Annotated in this window: 14 protein-coding genes; 9 read left to right on the top strand and 5 right to left on the bottom strand. The window is 55.8% G+C overall.

What is annotated here, in order from left to right; genetic code table 11:
• The first annotated feature begins 70 nt into the window (after positions 1–70).
• From M3668_RS05105 to M3668_RS05115, 3 genes are all read left to right on the top strand, one after another.
• Positions 71–553 (top strand): MarR family winged helix-turn-helix transcriptional regulator, encoded by a 483-nt coding sequence (locus M3668_RS05105; protein ID WP_251379743.1) that lies wholly within the window; start codon positions 71–73, stop codon positions 551–553.
• A gap of 431 nt (positions 554–984) precedes the next feature.
• Positions 985–1,818, top strand: a complete 834-nt coding sequence (locus M3668_RS05110) for a glycoside hydrolase family 16 protein (RefSeq protein WP_251379744.1) — start codon at positions 985–987, stop codon at positions 1,816–1,818.
• Between the two features lie 191 nt (positions 1,819–2,009).
• Complete coding sequence (locus M3668_RS05115; RefSeq protein WP_251379745.1) at positions 2,010–2,474, top strand: hypothetical protein; 465 nt, start codon at positions 2,010–2,012, stop codon at positions 2,472–2,474.
• A gap of 78 nt (positions 2,475–2,552) precedes the next feature.
• Here the strand turns inward: M3668_RS05115 and M3668_RS05120 are convergent, their stop codons facing one another.
• Positions 2,553–5,045, bottom strand: a complete 2,493-nt coding sequence (locus M3668_RS05120; RefSeq protein ID WP_251379746.1) for an ExeM/NucH family extracellular endonuclease — start codon at positions 5,043–5,045, stop codon at positions 2,553–2,555.
• Positions 5,046–5,559: 514 nt separating this feature from the next.
• On the opposite strand from M3668_RS05120, the gene M3668_RS05125 reads away from it, so the two are divergent.
• The 3 genes from M3668_RS05125 (at position 5,560) to M3668_RS05135 (ending at position 9,416) form a co-directional block, all read left to right on the top strand.
• Positions 5,560–7,215, top strand: a complete 1,656-nt coding sequence (locus M3668_RS05125) for an L-lactate permease (protein ID WP_251379747.1) — start codon at positions 5,560–5,562, stop codon at positions 7,213–7,215.
• Positions 7,216–7,385: 170 nt separating this feature from the next.
• Positions 7,386–8,027 (top strand): class I SAM-dependent methyltransferase, encoded by a 642-nt coding sequence (locus M3668_RS05130; RefSeq protein ID WP_251379748.1) that lies wholly within the window; start codon positions 7,386–7,388, stop codon positions 8,025–8,027.
• A gap of 99 nt (positions 8,028–8,126) precedes the next feature.
• Positions 8,127–9,416, top strand: a complete 1,290-nt coding sequence (locus M3668_RS05135; protein WP_251379749.1) for a cytochrome P450 — start codon at positions 8,127–8,129, stop codon at positions 9,414–9,416.
• Positions 9,417–9,498: 82 nt separating this feature from the next.
• Here the strand turns inward: M3668_RS05135 and M3668_RS05140 are convergent, their stop codons facing one another.
• From M3668_RS05140 to M3668_RS05155, 4 genes are read right to left on the bottom strand one after another with little or no spacing between them, the layout of a single operon-like run.
• Positions 9,499–10,761, bottom strand: coding sequence for an Mbeg1-like protein (locus M3668_RS05140; protein ID WP_251379750.1), 1,263 nt, complete (start codon positions 10,759–10,761; stop codon positions 9,499–9,501).
• A gap of 27 nt (positions 10,762–10,788) precedes the next feature.
• A complete protein-coding gene (locus M3668_RS05145) occupies positions 10,789–11,466 on the bottom strand; it encodes a DNA-3-methyladenine glycosylase I (RefSeq protein ID WP_251379751.1) in 678 nt (225 codons plus the stop codon).
• A 30-nt stretch (positions 11,467–11,496) separates the two neighbouring features.
• Positions 11,497–12,228, bottom strand: a complete 732-nt coding sequence (locus M3668_RS05150) for an alpha-ketoglutarate-dependent dioxygenase AlkB family protein (protein ID WP_251379752.1) — start codon at positions 12,226–12,228, stop codon at positions 11,497–11,499.
• Positions 12,228–12,758: a methylated-DNA--[protein]-cysteine S-methyltransferase gene (locus tag M3668_RS05155; protein ID WP_251379753.1), complete on the bottom strand. Its 531-nt coding sequence runs from the start codon at positions 12,756–12,758 to the stop codon at positions 12,228–12,230. Before M3668_RS05155 ends, M3668_RS05150 begins: the two co-directional genes overlap by 1 nt.
• A gap of 56 nt (positions 12,759–12,814) precedes the next feature.
• Between M3668_RS05155 and M3668_RS05160 the strand changes: the two genes are divergently transcribed.
• From M3668_RS05160 to M3668_RS05170, 3 genes are all read left to right on the top strand, one after another.
• Positions 12,815–12,964: a hypothetical protein gene (locus tag M3668_RS05160; protein ID WP_251379754.1), complete on the top strand. Its 150-nt coding sequence runs from the start codon at positions 12,815–12,817 to the stop codon at positions 12,962–12,964.
• 94 nt (positions 12,965–13,058) lie between these two features.
• Positions 13,059–13,478, top strand: coding sequence for an arsenate-mycothiol transferase ArsC (locus M3668_RS05165; protein ID WP_251379755.1), 420 nt, complete (start codon positions 13,059–13,061; stop codon positions 13,476–13,478).
• A 13-nt stretch (positions 13,479–13,491) separates the two neighbouring features.
• The gene (locus M3668_RS05170) at positions 13,492–14,694 is read left to right on the top strand and encodes a class I SAM-dependent methyltransferase (protein ID WP_251379756.1); all 1,203 of its coding nucleotides are present in this window, start codon (positions 13,492–13,494) and stop codon (positions 14,692–14,694) included.
• Positions 14,695–14,750 lie beyond the last annotated feature (56 nt).

Below are 14,750 nucleotides of genomic sequence, written 5' to 3' on the forward strand. Positions count from 1 at the left end.
ATAACACTGGATACTTGTTGCAACAAGCAAAGTTGGTTAGACTGCTCGCATGGATTGCCAGATGCCAAGTATGGACGAGCTCGAGTCCCGGGCATGGCGTGGACTCATCCGAGTGATCGAGTTGCTGCCACCGGCTCTCGACGCTCAGATGCAACGCGACTCGAATCTCACCCACTTCGAGTTCATGGTGCTATCGATGCTACGTTTCGCCCCGGACTCGACGTTGCGGATGACCGCTCTCGCCCAGGGCACCAATGCCTCCCTCGCGCGCCTATCCCATGTCTGTTCGCGCCTAGAAGGACGCGGCCTGGTGGAGCGGTTCGACTGCCCGGCTGATCGGCGTGCCACCAACGTTCGGCTCACGGCCGCGGGAAACGAGTGGGTCATCGCCGCGGCTCCGGGGCACTTCGCGACCGCCCGCGCCCTGGTCATCGACCACCTCACCCCCGAGCAGCTGGCTTCGCTCGCCGAGATTACTGAAGCCCTCGGCCTCCGACTCGACCCCGAGAACCGCACCTTGCCAGCCGTGGAGTCAGGCACACCCACGGAATAGGGAACGAGCGCTACGCATACACGATGAGGCCGGGATGGTCTTGGAGGAGTACGGCGTCATCTGGATGCGGCAGTTGATCGTAGGCAGTGATGGTGTGAGAGGCCGGTATGGCGCCGATAGTGGTGGCCACGGCGGGCAGGGAGCTCGGGTCGTTGATGAGAAGGTGAGCGTCGTCCGACAAGGTGTCCGCACCTGTGGTTCAAGTGCTGGCGCGAGAATCCCTGATCCGGCGCAGGTTCTCAGTTTCTACCCCTGTTGGATATTTACTGGAACAGAGGTCAATAAGGGCGACAGACAAAGCCTCTCTCACTAGATAAACTAGTGAGAGCGCCTTTTTTTTGCGCCTCATTGGTCAAGAAACGGTTTAGCCAAAATTATATGGGCTGGGTTCGCCATTCTCGATACCCGACCAACTTTTCAGGGGGACTCCAATGAAATCTTCAGTACTCGCATTGAAACCCGTGTACGTTGACACTTTCCGCAACGGAATCAACAACAATGTGTGGAATGTCTGGGGGGCGAAGCATGATGATTACGTCAAGTACGATCGAGGCGTAATCCGCGGCACCCAGGTCTCCGTCCGCAATAATGAGCTAGTAGTTGCCATGAGCAAGCGGTCTAGCCCTCGTACCTTTAGCGGTGACCCTGTCACGCAACGCTGGTGGGATACCGGTTGGATTTCAACCAAACCGGCCTACGGTATTACCTATGGAGCCTATGAGGTGGAGGCAATGCTGCCTACAGCTCCTCACATTAGTGCCGGTGTATGGAGCGGCATCTGGTCTCGCCCCTTCGCAGCTGGCATCGGCGGTGAGATCGACCCTGCAGAGGCTTTTGGTCACGAGGGCGCCGAGACCCGCCATTCAAGGGCTGAGGGGTTCACTTCAACGGTTCACTTTACTCAGAACCGCACGCTATCTAGAACTGCTGACTACCGTCACTCCAGCAAACTTAGCCCGGACACTGAAAAGCCCTTGAGCACCACTTTTCACACCTATGGGATGTTCAAGAGCGATCAGGAAATCATCATTTATCTGGATCGTAAAGAAATCCACCGTATCACTCGTGCTGATAGGCCTAAAGCCTGGGGTGCTGCCTACCCAGCTCGTACCCCCTTTGATCTGCGTATCTGTCTGCAGGCAGGAGGCAACTGGGGAGGCTACCCCACGTCTCGCACTGCATTACGGAGCGAGATCAGGGTGCGCAAGGTGACCCTGTGGAACTTTCAAACCACTCCGCTGACTGGAGTAGCCTATCGTGGCTAAACTTCGTACCGTGCTATAACCCAGATGGTGAAGAAGAACTGTTGATAACTCGCTTGGGCTAGTCATCAAGCCATCTTCTTTTCACCAGTCGGCTGGCAACATCAGTACACTCACTGGTAGGGGCAGCATCGCGTAATCCACAGGATAGCGATGCAGCCCCTGTCTTCGCTGAGACTGGCTAATCTTCTGTCATGACTAAGCTCAAAGATATTTCAGACAATATTCTTGATTACACAGACCTTCTCGAGGAGCTGGGTGGTAGGTATTCCTTTGAATCCAGACTGGGGCGGGGCGTTTATCAACGCTTGACGCGGGGCAAATACATGCGTACTCGTTATTGGTCTCAGCTCACCGAAGAAGAGCAGTATCTGGCGCGTATCATCGGGCTAGCCGACACACTTCCGGGAGCAATTTTTTCCCACCAAACAGCTGCTCTTATCCACGGTTTGCCCACGAAAAGCGTCCCTGAGCACGTGCACCTTTATATTGCACACAGAGTGCGGTCCCAGGGGCTAAAAGTTCATCACGGGAGGCTTCATATGCCTACTGATACCACCGTCTTTCTACCCGGCATTAGAGTCACCAGCCTAAAGCGCACACTTGAAGATTTGGCTTCAGCTCATGATAATAAGCCCGGCATGTGGGTCAAACTATGACCTTAATTTTGTTGACCAGGCAAAACTAAGGGGGCAGACCCCAATAGGTCTACCCCCTTAGCACCAAGTTAATTTACGCTAGTCTTTCTTCTCTACCTCGTGTGAGTAGCGGTAGATAAAGGCCGCGGTTGCTTCACGACTGACTGAGGTGTAGGGGCGGTAAGTCTTTGAGCCGTCAGCTTCAACCCATCCATTGGTGATACCTGTTGAGTGGAGCCATGTAATTTCTTTGTAGAAGTAGTGGGAGGGGCTAATATCGGAAAACCCAGAATGAGCTGGAACCTGGTAGTCAGGACTACCTGCGTACCGATAGAAGAATGCCGCGGTTGCTTCACGGGTGATTTCTGATGAGGGGCGGAAGGTTCCATCAGACCAACCGTTAGCGAGACCTTCTGTCTTCATCCACTCGATTTCTTTGTAGAAGGGGTGGGTGGTGGGAACATCGGAGAAAGAAGGCTGCGACGGCAACTGGACATCGGGTGAACCAGCAAGACGGTAGAAGTAGGCTGCCATAGCATCTCGCTGTATACCCTCCTTGGGGCGGAAGGTATGGGTGCCATCTTTTTCAATCCAGCCTGTGGTAATGCCCTGCTGAGCCATCCACTCAATTTCTTGATAGAAAGGATCGCCCTCAGATACGTCGGTGAACATTATGGCATCATGCGGGTAAATGTTCATCTCTACGAGGAGGGGATCGTGGTCCGAGGAGCGGAACTCGTTCTCTTCATAGAGATTGGTGATGTTGTAGTTGTAGCGGCTGTATTCGTGGGCGATTGGCTCCACCGAGTTGATGTTCCACACCTGTGCTGATTCAACCTTCTCGGTGAGCTCTGGTGAAGCCAGGATATGGTCTATGGAGCCTACTCTGCCGTCGAATAGGTAAGTGTTACCAGCATTAAACTTCTTACCCAGGTTGGTGTAACCCGCCTCGTAAAGAACCTGCATAGGATCTTCCTCGGTATAGGAGTTGAAGTCTCCCAGAAGCATTACGTTGTCGGTAGCCACGGCTTCGCGTTGGCCGTGTGCGAAGTCAACCAGCGCAGCAGCCTGAGCCATACGTGAAGCGTTGGAGGCGCCTTGGCCGTCATTCTGATCAGCGTTCTCACCGCTACCTGAGCCTTTTGATTTGAAGTGGTTGACGATAGCTACAAACACCTCGGAGCCGTGGTCCTCTTGAGAATCGACGGGAGCGAAAGCCTGAGCCAGGGGCTGGCGGGCATTGCTGAAGGCGGGATCATCATAAATCACTGATTCACCGACGGTCCTGACCTGAGCTGGCTGGTAGATAAAGGCTGTGCGGATGACGTCCTCTGAAGCTGGGAGCTGGGAGGGGGAGGGCACAGCGGCCCATTTTTCGTAACCCGCATCTTCGTTGAGAGCCGTGACCAGGGCGTTGAGGGCGGCGTCCCTATCGGTGCCGCCGGTGGCTAGACTATTCTCAATCTCTTCCAGGGAGAGCACCGAGGTGTTAATCTTGTTGATTGCCTTAACGATCTTGGATTCTTGCCGTTCAAAGCTGGCAAGAGTGGCAGCGCCGCGCACCGCGCAGCTACCACTCACCGTAATCGGGTTATTCTCTCGGTCCGTATAGAACTTGCAACCAGCTACAGTGTCACCCACGGTGGTGAAGTAGTTCAACACGTTGAAGCTGGATGCTGTTTGACGGCTCCCCAGGATCGGTGCCTCGTAGCGGGTATTGGACCAGGACGCCGGTAGCGATGCCGGGTCAGTATCACCGGTAACGCGGCTGGTGGGCTGAAGGCGCCACATCTGGTGTGAGTAGGAGAGCACAACAGGGTTATTGAAGGTCACCTGCGCACCGACTCGCAAAGGGTCACTGGTGTTGAGGTAGGGCAGGGGGGTGTCCTTATTACTGCGTGTGTAGTCTGTGGTGGCTCCGTCATCTAAAACGAATGCCTTAGCAGCATTCTCGGCTTCATAGGCCAGAGCAGCTTCGCCCGGGGCTACAACATCGGTAGCGGTACGCAGGGGCTGGGTGCCGTTGACCAAGCCAATTTCACCGTAGCGGTTGGTGTTGTAGTTATCGGTGACAGTAATGGGTCCGTTGGGCTGCAAGAGCATACCTTCAAGTGCTTCACGCTGTGTTTCGTCCTCAGGCAGCGGGATAGCCAGCGGAGTAACCGGTGAGAAAGGTTCTGCTAGAACGAGCAACTGAGCTGGGCTGTTTACAGTAATTTGAGTTTGACCAAAATACTCTGAGACGGTGCCGGTGACCTCCACGAACTGGCCGTGGCTGACCTGAGCTACGGTGTTGGGTGAGTAGATGAAAATCGCATCTGAAGCACCTTCCGTGGTGCCTGTCGCTCCGGTACCCTGCGTCTGAATAAAGTAACCTCTCAGGTCACCCTGGTTGTAGACAGCGGTTACTACACCGCGGGTGGTGACAGTTTGGTTGACCAATGGGCTGGCAACCCCGGTACCCTGGATGGCAGCGATACTGGTGGTCTCCGCAGCGAAAGCGGGTATAGCCATCATTGGACTGATGATAAGGGAGGCAGATGCGGCCAGCGCTGGTGCCTTCCAAAGGTGTTTCTTAGAGGGAGAGATCATCAGAGTTTCCTTGATATGTGAGTGAGGTGAGCCCGTGAGGAGGTAGGCTCTAGTAAACGGAAGGATATAAAACTGAGTTTACTGCTTTGGCTGGTCAAGACACGCTTGTATAGCTGAAGCTTAGATGGATATTAGGTTAGAGAAGAATAGCGCGGATATGGTTTTGTGTTGCTTTTGGTCTTCATTACCGACTACCTGAATCTGCTCCTGGAAATGAGACGAAGAACATTGACTTAGGGTGCAAGAGCTCCAAAAGGTGGTCATATTGGTGCGCGCTATCCCTAAAATATGGCTTTGACTTGTGTTAATGAACAATCGTTGGAGTGTCAGTTCAATGGGGGTGGAGGGGGTGCCGAATCTTCATAATTTAAAGCAGTTATCGCAGGACTGTATGTGTTGTTTTATTCGTATTTTATGTTGGAATAAGTGGTAATTTAGGAGATGAAGGTGTCCCAGGCACACACGCTATTACCCAAGAACGACACGTTGCTCCTAGAAAAGGAAACCTACCCACATGTGGCAGCAGGTCTATGACCCACTGAATAATCAGGCTCTCTCAGCTCTCGTAGCCTCCATTCCCATCCTTATTTTCTTGCTCGGTCTTACCGTGCTCAAGATGAAAGGCCTCCACGCAGCATTAGTGTCGCTAGCATCAGCAGTGCTTCTAGCCATTTTCGTTTTTGGCATGCCCGCGGCGTCTTCCCTTTCTGCTATCGGTTACGGATTCCTCTCGGGTATGTGGCCCATTGGATGGATCGTACTCATGGCTGTTTGGCTCTACCGCATCACCGTACGCGCCGGTAACTTTGAGGTTATCCGTAGCTCGGTCTCAGCGATTTCAGCTGATCAGCGTATTCAGGTGCTCCTTATTGCCTTCTGCTTCGGCGGTTTTCTCGAAGGGGCGGCTGGCTTTGGTATCCCCATCGCGATTTGCGCCGCCCTGCTGGTAACTCTAGGCTTTGAGCCAGTCAAGGCTTGCCTGGTCGCTCTGGTCTCTAACGTAGCTTCCGGCGCCTATGGTGCTATCGGTATCCCTGTGCTGACCGGCTCAACCGTTTCAGGGGTGCCCCAGGCCGACCTTAACGGCATGATGGTGTGGGTTTTGCAGATTATTTCTGCCTTTATCCCCGTCCTTTTGGTCATGATGCTGGACGGTTTGCGTGGCCTGAAGCAGACCGGTCTTCTTGCTCTGGGGCTGGGCGTGGTTGTTTCGGCTGTTCAGTCTGGCGTCCTGGTAGCTCTGGGGCCTGAGCTGGCTGATATTATTCCCTACCTCTTGGGCTTGGTCCTTCTTGCTCTCATTATGATGAAGTGGCAGCCTGCCTATATTTACCGTGAGCCCGGCGCCCCCAGCCTCGAAGAGCTGGGGAGTAACCCTGCCGGGTTTAGCTTAACTGGAATCTTCAAGGCCTGGAGCCCCTTCATTATCCTTTCTGCCATGATTCTGCTGTGGAGCACACCCACCATCAAGACTCTCGTACGCCCCGCCACCGATACCACCGCTGCGGGTCTGTTGAACTGGACAACCGTTCCCGTTCAGATGCCCAACCTGCACGGTGCTATCTCCCAGGTCGCCCCAATTGTTGCTCAAGAAACCCCCATGAAGGCTGTCTGGAACTGGAACAGCTTTGCGGCATCGGGTACAGCTATTCTCTTCGCGGCACTGATAACTATTCTGATCTCTAACATCAGCTGGAAGGCCGCCTTCGAAGAACTCGGTGGTGCCTGGAAGCAGCTCTGGAAGCCGATTCTCATGATCTGCCTGGTGATGGCGGTTGCTAATGTCATGAACTTCGGCGGCATGTCCTCTGCTCTGGCGCTAGCGCTGGCAGCTGTTGGTTCCGTTTTCCCGCTGCTCTCACCTGTCATCGGTTGGATTGGTGTGTTTGTGACCGGATCAGTGGTCAATAACAACACTCTTTTTGCAGGTCTTCAGGCGACCACTGCCTCCCAGATTGGCGCCAGCCCCTCGCTGCTGGTGGCTGCTAATACGGCCGGTGGGGTGATGGCGAAGATTGTTTCGCCGCAGTCTATTGCCATTGCGGCAGCTTCAGTGAACATGGCTGGGCAGGAATCAAAGATTACTAACGCAGCTATCAAAGTCTCCTTAGTTCTCCTTGTAATTCTCTGCCTCTGGGTTTTCGTGCTCTCGATGATCATGCCAGCCTAGTACTTCTAAAGAAGAACATGTGAGGACGCCGGTGCCGGCTTCGCTTGGGCGGGGCAGGCGACTGGCGTCCTCTTTTGTATGCCTACTGCGAATTATTCTCAATAGTGGGATGAGCGGGGGTGGCGCGGGATAAGCTAGAACCCGATAGTAAACCCCAGAAAGGAAACCTCGTGCTCGATGTAGACCCCCATGAAAACCCTCTAGAATTTTGGAACGGGCTGTACTCGTCCAAAGAGCAAGTCTGGTCCGGGAAAGTCAATCAGACGCTGGCTGCTGTTGTTTCAGAGCTACCACCTGGCCGGTCTCTTGATCTGGGATGTGGTGAAGGTGGGGATGTCCTCTGGATGGCAGAGCAGGGATGGCAGGCCACCGGGTTTGAAATCTCTAATATAGCGGTTGAGCGCGCCCGGGCAGAAGCTCAAGCTAGGGGACTGGTAGAAAGGGCTCACTTTAGGGCGCACAACGCGCAAGACTGGCAGCCTGCTGAGGAAGAAACCTTTCATCTGGTTACCGCGAGTTTCTTTCAATCCCCGGTCTTTTTGGCTCGGGATGAAATTGTTAAAAAGGCTGCCGGTCAATTAGTGCCCGGCGGTCACCTAGTGCTTATTTCCCACGCGTCGCCACCTAGCTGGTACAAAGGTGAAATCCCCGGTCACTTTATTACCCCAGAGGACGAACGACGCAACCTAGGTTTGGACGCTGAGGGCTGGGAGGTGGTGCGCGCTGAACTCATCACCCGTGACATTTTTAGCGCAGATGGTGCCCCCGCAACCATCGATGACTGTTTAATTGTTGCTCTTCGCACTTCATAAAAAATTGAAGATTAAATTGAACGGCAAAGACAAATTACTCACAAGTAACACGAAGGTGAGGGTGCGCTCTAAACCTACAAAAGAAAGTAGACTTTTTGTATGAGCATCACCATTAAGCAAAACCCCCTCAAAGACCAGCTTCTTACCTTTTTCAAGGACGGCTATCTCTTTGCTTCCCGTCAGCGCAGCAAGGCAGGTCTGCCAGCTGATTCGCACTGCCCAGTTACCATCAATGCCCTGGGCGGCAAGGCAACCATCATTCGCGGTGAGGACGCCGTGGATTTCTTCTATGATGAGAGCATCATTAAACGCGATGGTGCTATGCCCTCCTTAGTGCAGGGCCCTCTCTTTGGTGAAGGCGCCGTGCACACCCTGGATGGCGAAGCCCACAAGGTGCGCAAGGCAGCCATGGTAGCCATGGCCTACGAGGACACCCGAGTAGATGCCTTCCGCGAGTACGTAGAAGAAGAAATGAAGGCCGTCATCGAGCGCTGGAAGACTAAGCCAGGGAACGTCTACGATGATGTTGCCGTAGCCTACGGCCGTGCAGCCTTCCGCTGGGCCGGCGTACCGGCATCCGATGAAGAACTGAATAAGCGCGCCACCCAGATGAGCCACCTGCTAGATACTTTCGGTGAGGTTAAGCAGAACGTTCTGGCCTGGATTGACCGCAAGAAACTGGATAAGTGGGCTGAAGCGCTCATTGAGGGTGTGCGCTCAGGTGCCACCACCGTTGACGCCGACTCCGTTGTGCAACACATGGCTGATTTGCGCGATGAAAACGGCGAGCTGGTTTCCGCTAAGTTAGCCGGTATCGAGCTGCAAAACCTGACCCGCCCCACCGTGGCTGTCTCTCGCTTCGCTGCATTTGCTGCCGTGGCTCTGGTACAGAACCCAGAGTGGGCGCAGAAGGTGAAGGCTGAGGTTGAAGAAAACGGCGGCCGCCTCATCAACCTGCCGATTGCCACTGCCTTTGCCCAGGAAACCCGACGAGTCTACCCCTTCGTGCCCATGCTACCTGGCTTTGTCACTAAGGACGCCGAGGTCTCGGGCTGCCCCGTTCAGAAGGGGCAGCGCGTACTCATGGACATCCTGGGAACCCACACTTCACCCAAGGTCTGGGAGAACCCCAGCGAGTTCAACCCCCAGCGTTTTTTGGATATTGAGGACTACGAGCAGGTCAAGGGCTTTTTACCCCAGGGTGGCGGCAGCGTACAGGACGGACACCGTTGCCCCGGCGAGAAAATCGCCGTGGCGGCTCTGTCCTCTACCATCGCAGCGCTCTCAGCAGACAACGTGATCATCGCCCAGGAAGCCGATGACACCACCTTCAGCATGACCCAGCTACTGACCCGTCCCAGCACCGGCGTGCGCGTCAGCGTCGCGTAGGGGAGTAAACCCTCGGGGAGATAAACCCTTGAACACAGCGGTACCGCCGAGCGTCGTCAATGACCGGGTGCCTAGCAACCCGCTAGGCACCTGGCTTTTTCTCTGCCGGTGCAGCGTCTCGTTCCAGTAGTTTTTGTAAGCTCAGTGGCACACCGGTTTTTGTTGCTTGCTGCATCAGGAGTTTTTGAGGGAACTTAGGTGGGGCGGCTAGCCAGGCCGGTATAGCCCGGCCCTCTTTAATTTGCTGCCTTTCAGCCTTCTTCTGTTCCTTCCACAGCTGCACATAGTCATCCGCTAACCGGCTCACCAGTTCAGCGGTCTCCGGCTCAAGCTCCGCGGTCTTGGCCCGCATGAGCTGGATGAAGGGGAGCACCTTAATCCCAATATCGAGCAGGCTGCCATAGCCTTCACCCATGGCAAGATCGAAACACACATCCACCACCTTTTCGATATCCTCCGGTGCATGTCGGGTGAGCCACTCACCGGTCACCTTCGCCACGCGCTCGCTGGCACTGGTAGTGGCGTCCTTATGTTTGAAGGTGCCCGTCTCATCGACCTGCCAGAAAAAGACGGAATGTTGCATGAGCCCGATGCCGCCGCTTGCTACCACCTCTTGCTGGGTTTTGCGGAACATGAGCCGGCCCACGATGCTGTCCTCGGGTATAAAGTCCCTGATTTTGGGGAGCAGGCGCAGATACCCCGGGTTTTTCAGAAAAGCTTCGGTGAAGCCGGGGGCATCAAAGGCGAGGACGCTTTCCACCCGTCTTTCTAGCTCCTGCGGCTGGGCAGCAGTAGCGAACACGGCAAGATGCCCGCCCTTAGAATGGCCGGTCACATAGATGGGGGTGGAGGCAGCCTGCTTGAGGTTATCTTCCAAATAATTGACCGCTAACAGCTGGGAGGGGATTTCCTTCTGCGCTGCCAGATGGAAGTCCTCTTTCCACCCGACCAGGGAATCATCGGTTCCTCGAAACACGACCTGCCTGAAGACTCCCGGAACAACCAGGGTGAGCGCCGCAAACTGAACCTGTTCTGTGGCGTCTAAATGTGCCCGGTAATGGAAGAAACGTAGGGCAGCAAAACGGGGTGAAGTGGCTACCATCTTGAGCAGTTGCAGACGCTGGTTGGTAGCAAGAAACCAGTTGGTCCGTAGCGTGCTGTCGGTGACGAACTCCTGATAAATCTGGGCTGCTGAGATGCCCCGGGCAAAGCCGCGATGGTCCTCTGCGATATCGTCCAAGGGGAGGTAGGCTAACTCGTTGAGCAGACAAAGATCGGCTTCGGTCAAGGGCAGCTCGTCTAGGGGGATAGCGAAGGTTTTCTGCGCATACTGCAGCAGGTGCATTCTTAGCCTTTCAGTGTTTACACCAGTCTAACGTGCTTGCCCGCCCGGTTCCCACAGCTCTGACGAGCCGCGTCTATGGGAGGTCAGCAGGTGGGTATCGACCAGGCCGATGGCTTCCATGAGGGCAAAAGCACTGGTAGGGCCAATGAATGAGAACCCTTGCTGTTTGAGGATCTTTGCCAGTTGAGTCGAAGTGTTGCTGTGTGTAGGTATGTCAGAAACAGCGTGGGGCTTATACGTGCTGGAGGGCTGAAAAGACCAGATGAGGGCGGGCAAACCTGGCGCTACCTGCAGGCCGTTAGCCAGCACACTGGTCTGTAAGGAAATACTGCTGCCATCCGGTTTTTGAAGAGAAGTTAGGTCGCGTAACCTGAGCGTGGCTCTCGCATTGGATCTAGCTGCCCGAATCTTACCCCGGTGGCGAATGATTCTGGAGTCGCTAGCTAACCGTTCTACGTCCTCATCAGTGAGAGCTGCTACCTGCTCGGGCTCAAAACCGGAAAAAAGTTCCCTGAAGGCATCTCTTTTCGTAAGAATCGTGCGCCAGGAGAGCCCTGCCTGGAAACCCTCTAAACAGAGCCGCTCAAAGACACCGCGCTCATCGGTGACCGGCATGCCCCACTCGGTATCGTAGTAGAGCCGCATCAGCTCATCGGCTTCAGCCCAGTTTGGCCGAACCAGCCCATCGTTACCCGGTGTGCTCATATTTCATTCTCCTTCTGCCCTTTGAAAACTCTAAGCTTGTTTCTCCGATACGTGCAGGCCAGTAACGCGCAGCGTGATGTTGATGCGCCCCTCCGGTAGCAAGCAGCCGGATGGGGTAGTGCCCTCCAGAAGTTTTGGTACCCCGTGATACATGAAACGGCTGGGCCCGCCAAAGACCAGAAGGTCACCGGAAGCAAGCAGAATATCTTGGTAGGGCCTCGTTTTTGTTTCGGTATTGCCCGCTCTGAACAGCGCCGTCTGGCCAATGGAAAGCGAGACGACCGGGGCGCTGGAACGCTCCTCTTTGTCCTGGTGCATGCCCATGGACGTTCCCGGTGCGTAGTAATTGATAAGTGCCATATCTGGGCTGTAGGTACCAGCCCACGTTGCTAATTCAGGCTCGGAAAGCTGGGGCCACGAGCTGGCGTGGGAGCTACTATAGGCGTCCTGTAGTGCCTTTCTGCCAACTCCCACTAGCCAATCTGGCACCGGGGCTGGTGCGCGTCCGCCAAATTCTGGTGCTAACCGGCTGTAGCTGTAGTTGCTCCAGTGCCAGCCGAGGGAGGTGAGCTTAACCGACATTTTCTTGCCGTAAATTTCGGGGTGGTGGGGCGGTATGCTGCCAGCACCCCAGCGGTGGAACTGAGCAACCAGAAAATCCTGCTGCTCAACAGTGAGCCAGCCGGGCAGGTGAATGACGCCGGGTGCCAGCTCCTGCGGCTGGCGGGGCAAGAGGCTGTCGGTGAAGAGAGCATCGACCACTAGAAGAGCTGACCCTTTTCTTCCGCTGAAGGGGATTCTAAATTCAGCAGAAATTCTTTGCGGTCCAGCCCACCGGCGTAACCGGTCAACTTACCATCAGCTGATAGAACGCGGTGGCAGGGTATGAAGATGGAGCACTTATTGCGGCCCACTGCCTGGCCAACCGCCTGCGCAGGTGCATGCGGGCCCACCACCTTGCTAATAGCTCCGTAGGTGGTGGTGTAACCGTAAGCGGTGCCCTTGAGATGTTCCCACACCGCTAGCTGAAAGTCGGTGCCTTCAGGGTGCAAAGTGACCTCAAAGGCGGTGCGGGTGCAAGCGAAGTATTCTGCGAGTTCTCGGGCTGCCTGCTCCAAGACCGGGTGGTCGGTGAGGTCTTTGCGTTTGCCTAAATCACGAGCCATGGGAAAGTGCGCCTGACCTTCAAAGTAAGCACCAGTGATTGCTTCGTTTTCAGCAACCAGATACATGCCTCCAAGAGGTGACTCAAAGATACCGTAGATGCGCCGGGCTAGGTCAGTTTCACTCATAACTCTATTGTGACACGTGACATGGCAGGGCTGGTGACGGCGAAGCCGTTGTTAACGTGATAGTAGGAGCCGCTGAAAACATCAGCGACTTCAAGGATATGGGCTTGAACGTCATCGTTGACTACGCTGACTTCACCCCCATTCACGCGGCCAGTGAGGTTCTTGCTTCACTGGAGCTTTTGAGGCAGGGCGGTCCTGCCTTTTGAGCCAGCAGATTATTCCAGGTCAGGGAGAACCTGGACGGACTGAGTCGATTCGGTGGGCTCCCGCCCTGCTACCCAACCGCGTAGACTAGCCCCTATGGCACATACTCACCCCACCGTACTTTTTGTTTGCAACACCAACGGCGGCAAGTCTCAGATGGCTGCCGCGCTGGCAACCCTGGACGTGCCCCACGTCTTTACCGCTATCTCAGCAGGCCTTACCCCCGCTGATACCGTGAACGGGCAGGCGGCTGCCTCCCTGGCGAAGATTGGAGCGGACATGGCCTCCAAAACACCCACCCAGTTGACCGACGACATGCAGCGTTCAGCTGATGTGGTGGTCACGGTGGGGGACGCGGCTACCCCTGAACTCGAAGGCGTCAAATATGTGCGCTGGAACATCATCGACCCTTCAGTCTTTGGGGCCAAGGGCGATGCCCGCATGGACAAGCTGCGCGATGACCTGCGCGAGCGCGTCAATGACCTGGCGGGGGAATTTGGCACCTGCTGTAGCTAAGCGAAGTATCGATATGGTGAAGAACCTCATAGACGCAGCCGATGAACGCGCTGAAGCTCTGGACCGCCTGATTCTGAGGGAGGCTGACCAGCAGCTCACCGGCGTGGATGCTGGGGATATCGTAGTACTAGAAGACAGTAGCGCGGCACTGACCCTACAAGTCCTGGCAAGGGTTCTCGATGAATCTGGCACTGCACCCAGAGTGCTGGTGCGCTGTCGCTCCTACCAGCAGGCCCACGCTTTGCGCGCCCTGGCTCACCGGTTACTCGAAGGTCAGGGGAAAGATGCCGCAGCTCGGCTGGTGGTTGCCGGCCTGGACACCGAAGCTCTGGACCTTGAAACAGCTCTAGCGGAGTGCTCGCTGAAGCCCACCCTGGCCCTGGGGCGCCTCCCCAAAACCTTGGCAGCCCTAGATGATTGGGGCCGTGCTCTAGCCCGCCACAGCGCGCAGACTACTACCGATTTTTCGCTCTGCTTGGGTGGCAACACCAAGCACATGACCCGCACCATGAACACGGTGCTAGAGCAAAGCTTTAGCGAGGTCTGGGCTGGACGCGGCCAGGGAAAGTTCCGTGCCTTACTAGCAAGGGCACCCCGCCAGAGCGTCCTGGCCCACACTGCCGAAGAGACCCAGATACCGGTGGGCACTCTGCGGGGTCTGGGCGGTGTTTTCTCGGGTGGACGTGAAGACCGTGGGGGTTCTTATCTGGCAGATATTGCCTGCGACCTCCTATCTACTTTAGACCGTCCGGCTGATGGTGCAGCGCTACGCGTCCTCGACCTTGGTTGTGGTAACGGCTCGGTATCTCTGCGACTCCTGCACCGAGCGCAAGAACGTGGCCTGCCTTTGGTGCTCACCGCGACCGATCTGGATGCGGACGCCGTGCGTTCGGCTACGCAGACCCTTGCTCCCTACCGAACAGGGGAGCAGACCGCCACCGTCACCTGGGACGATGCTGCAGCTGGTTCAGCGCCGGGTAGCTTTGACCTGCTGCTACTCAACCCGCCCTTCCACGAGGGCACCCGGCTGGATGCCACCATGGTGCGTCCCCTGCTGGACGCCGCCACCCGGCTCCTTGCCCCGGGCGGGCGGTTGCTTCTGGTGCACAATTCGCACCTGCGCTACCGCGCCCAGCTAGAAGACCGTTTTGAGGAGGTGAAGCAGCTGGGCCGCAATGGCACCTTCACGGTGCTGAGCGCCTGCGGCGCCCTTTAGCCTTCCGACCTGAATAAAAATACCCGCTGTCTGTGCAGACAGCGGGTACTTTTATG

It is taken from the genome of Rothia sp. P100, assembly GCF_023712425.1.
Classification (GTDB): Bacteria; Actinomycetota; Actinomycetes; order Actinomycetales; family Micrococcaceae; genus Rothia; species Rothia endophytica.

What these genes read in the sequence shown, in the direction of transcription:
- M3668_RS05105 (WP_251379743.1), top strand. Translation starts at nt 71, where the DNA reads ATGGACGAGCTCGAGTCCCGGGCATGGCGTGGACTCATCCGAGTGATC.
- M3668_RS05110 (WP_251379744.1), top strand. Translation starts at nt 985, where the DNA reads ATGAAATCTTCAGTACTCGCATTGAAACCCGTGTACGTTGACACTTTC.
- M3668_RS05115 (WP_251379745.1), top strand. Translation starts at nt 2,010, where the DNA reads ATGACTAAGCTCAAAGATATTTCAGACAATATTCTTGATTACACAGAC.
- M3668_RS05120 (WP_251379746.1), bottom strand. Translation starts at nt 5,045, where the DNA reads ATGATCTCTCCCTCTAAGAAACACCTTTGGAAGGCACCAGCGCTGGCC.
- M3668_RS05125 (WP_251379747.1), top strand. Translation starts at nt 5,560, where the DNA reads ATGTGGCAGCAGGTCTATGACCCACTGAATAATCAGGCTCTCTCAGCT.
- M3668_RS05135 (WP_251379749.1), top strand. Translation starts at nt 8,127, where the DNA reads ATGAGCATCACCATTAAGCAAAACCCCCTCAAAGACCAGCTTCTTACC.
- M3668_RS05140 (WP_251379750.1), bottom strand. Translation starts at nt 10,761, where the DNA reads ATGCACCTGCTGCAGTATGCGCAGAAAACCTTCGCTATCCCCCTAGAC.
- M3668_RS05145 (WP_251379751.1), bottom strand. Translation starts at nt 11,466, where the DNA reads ATGAGCACACCGGGTAACGATGGGCTGGTTCGGCCAAACTGGGCTGAA.
- M3668_RS05155 (WP_251379753.1), bottom strand. Translation starts at nt 12,758, where the DNA reads ATGAGTGAAACTGACCTAGCCCGGCGCATCTACGGTATCTTTGAGTCA.
- M3668_RS05165 (WP_251379755.1), top strand. Translation starts at nt 13,059, where the DNA reads ATGGCACATACTCACCCCACCGTACTTTTTGTTTGCAACACCAACGGC.
- M3668_RS05170 (WP_251379756.1), top strand. Translation starts at nt 13,492, where the DNA reads ATGGTGAAGAACCTCATAGACGCAGCCGATGAACGCGCTGAAGCTCTG.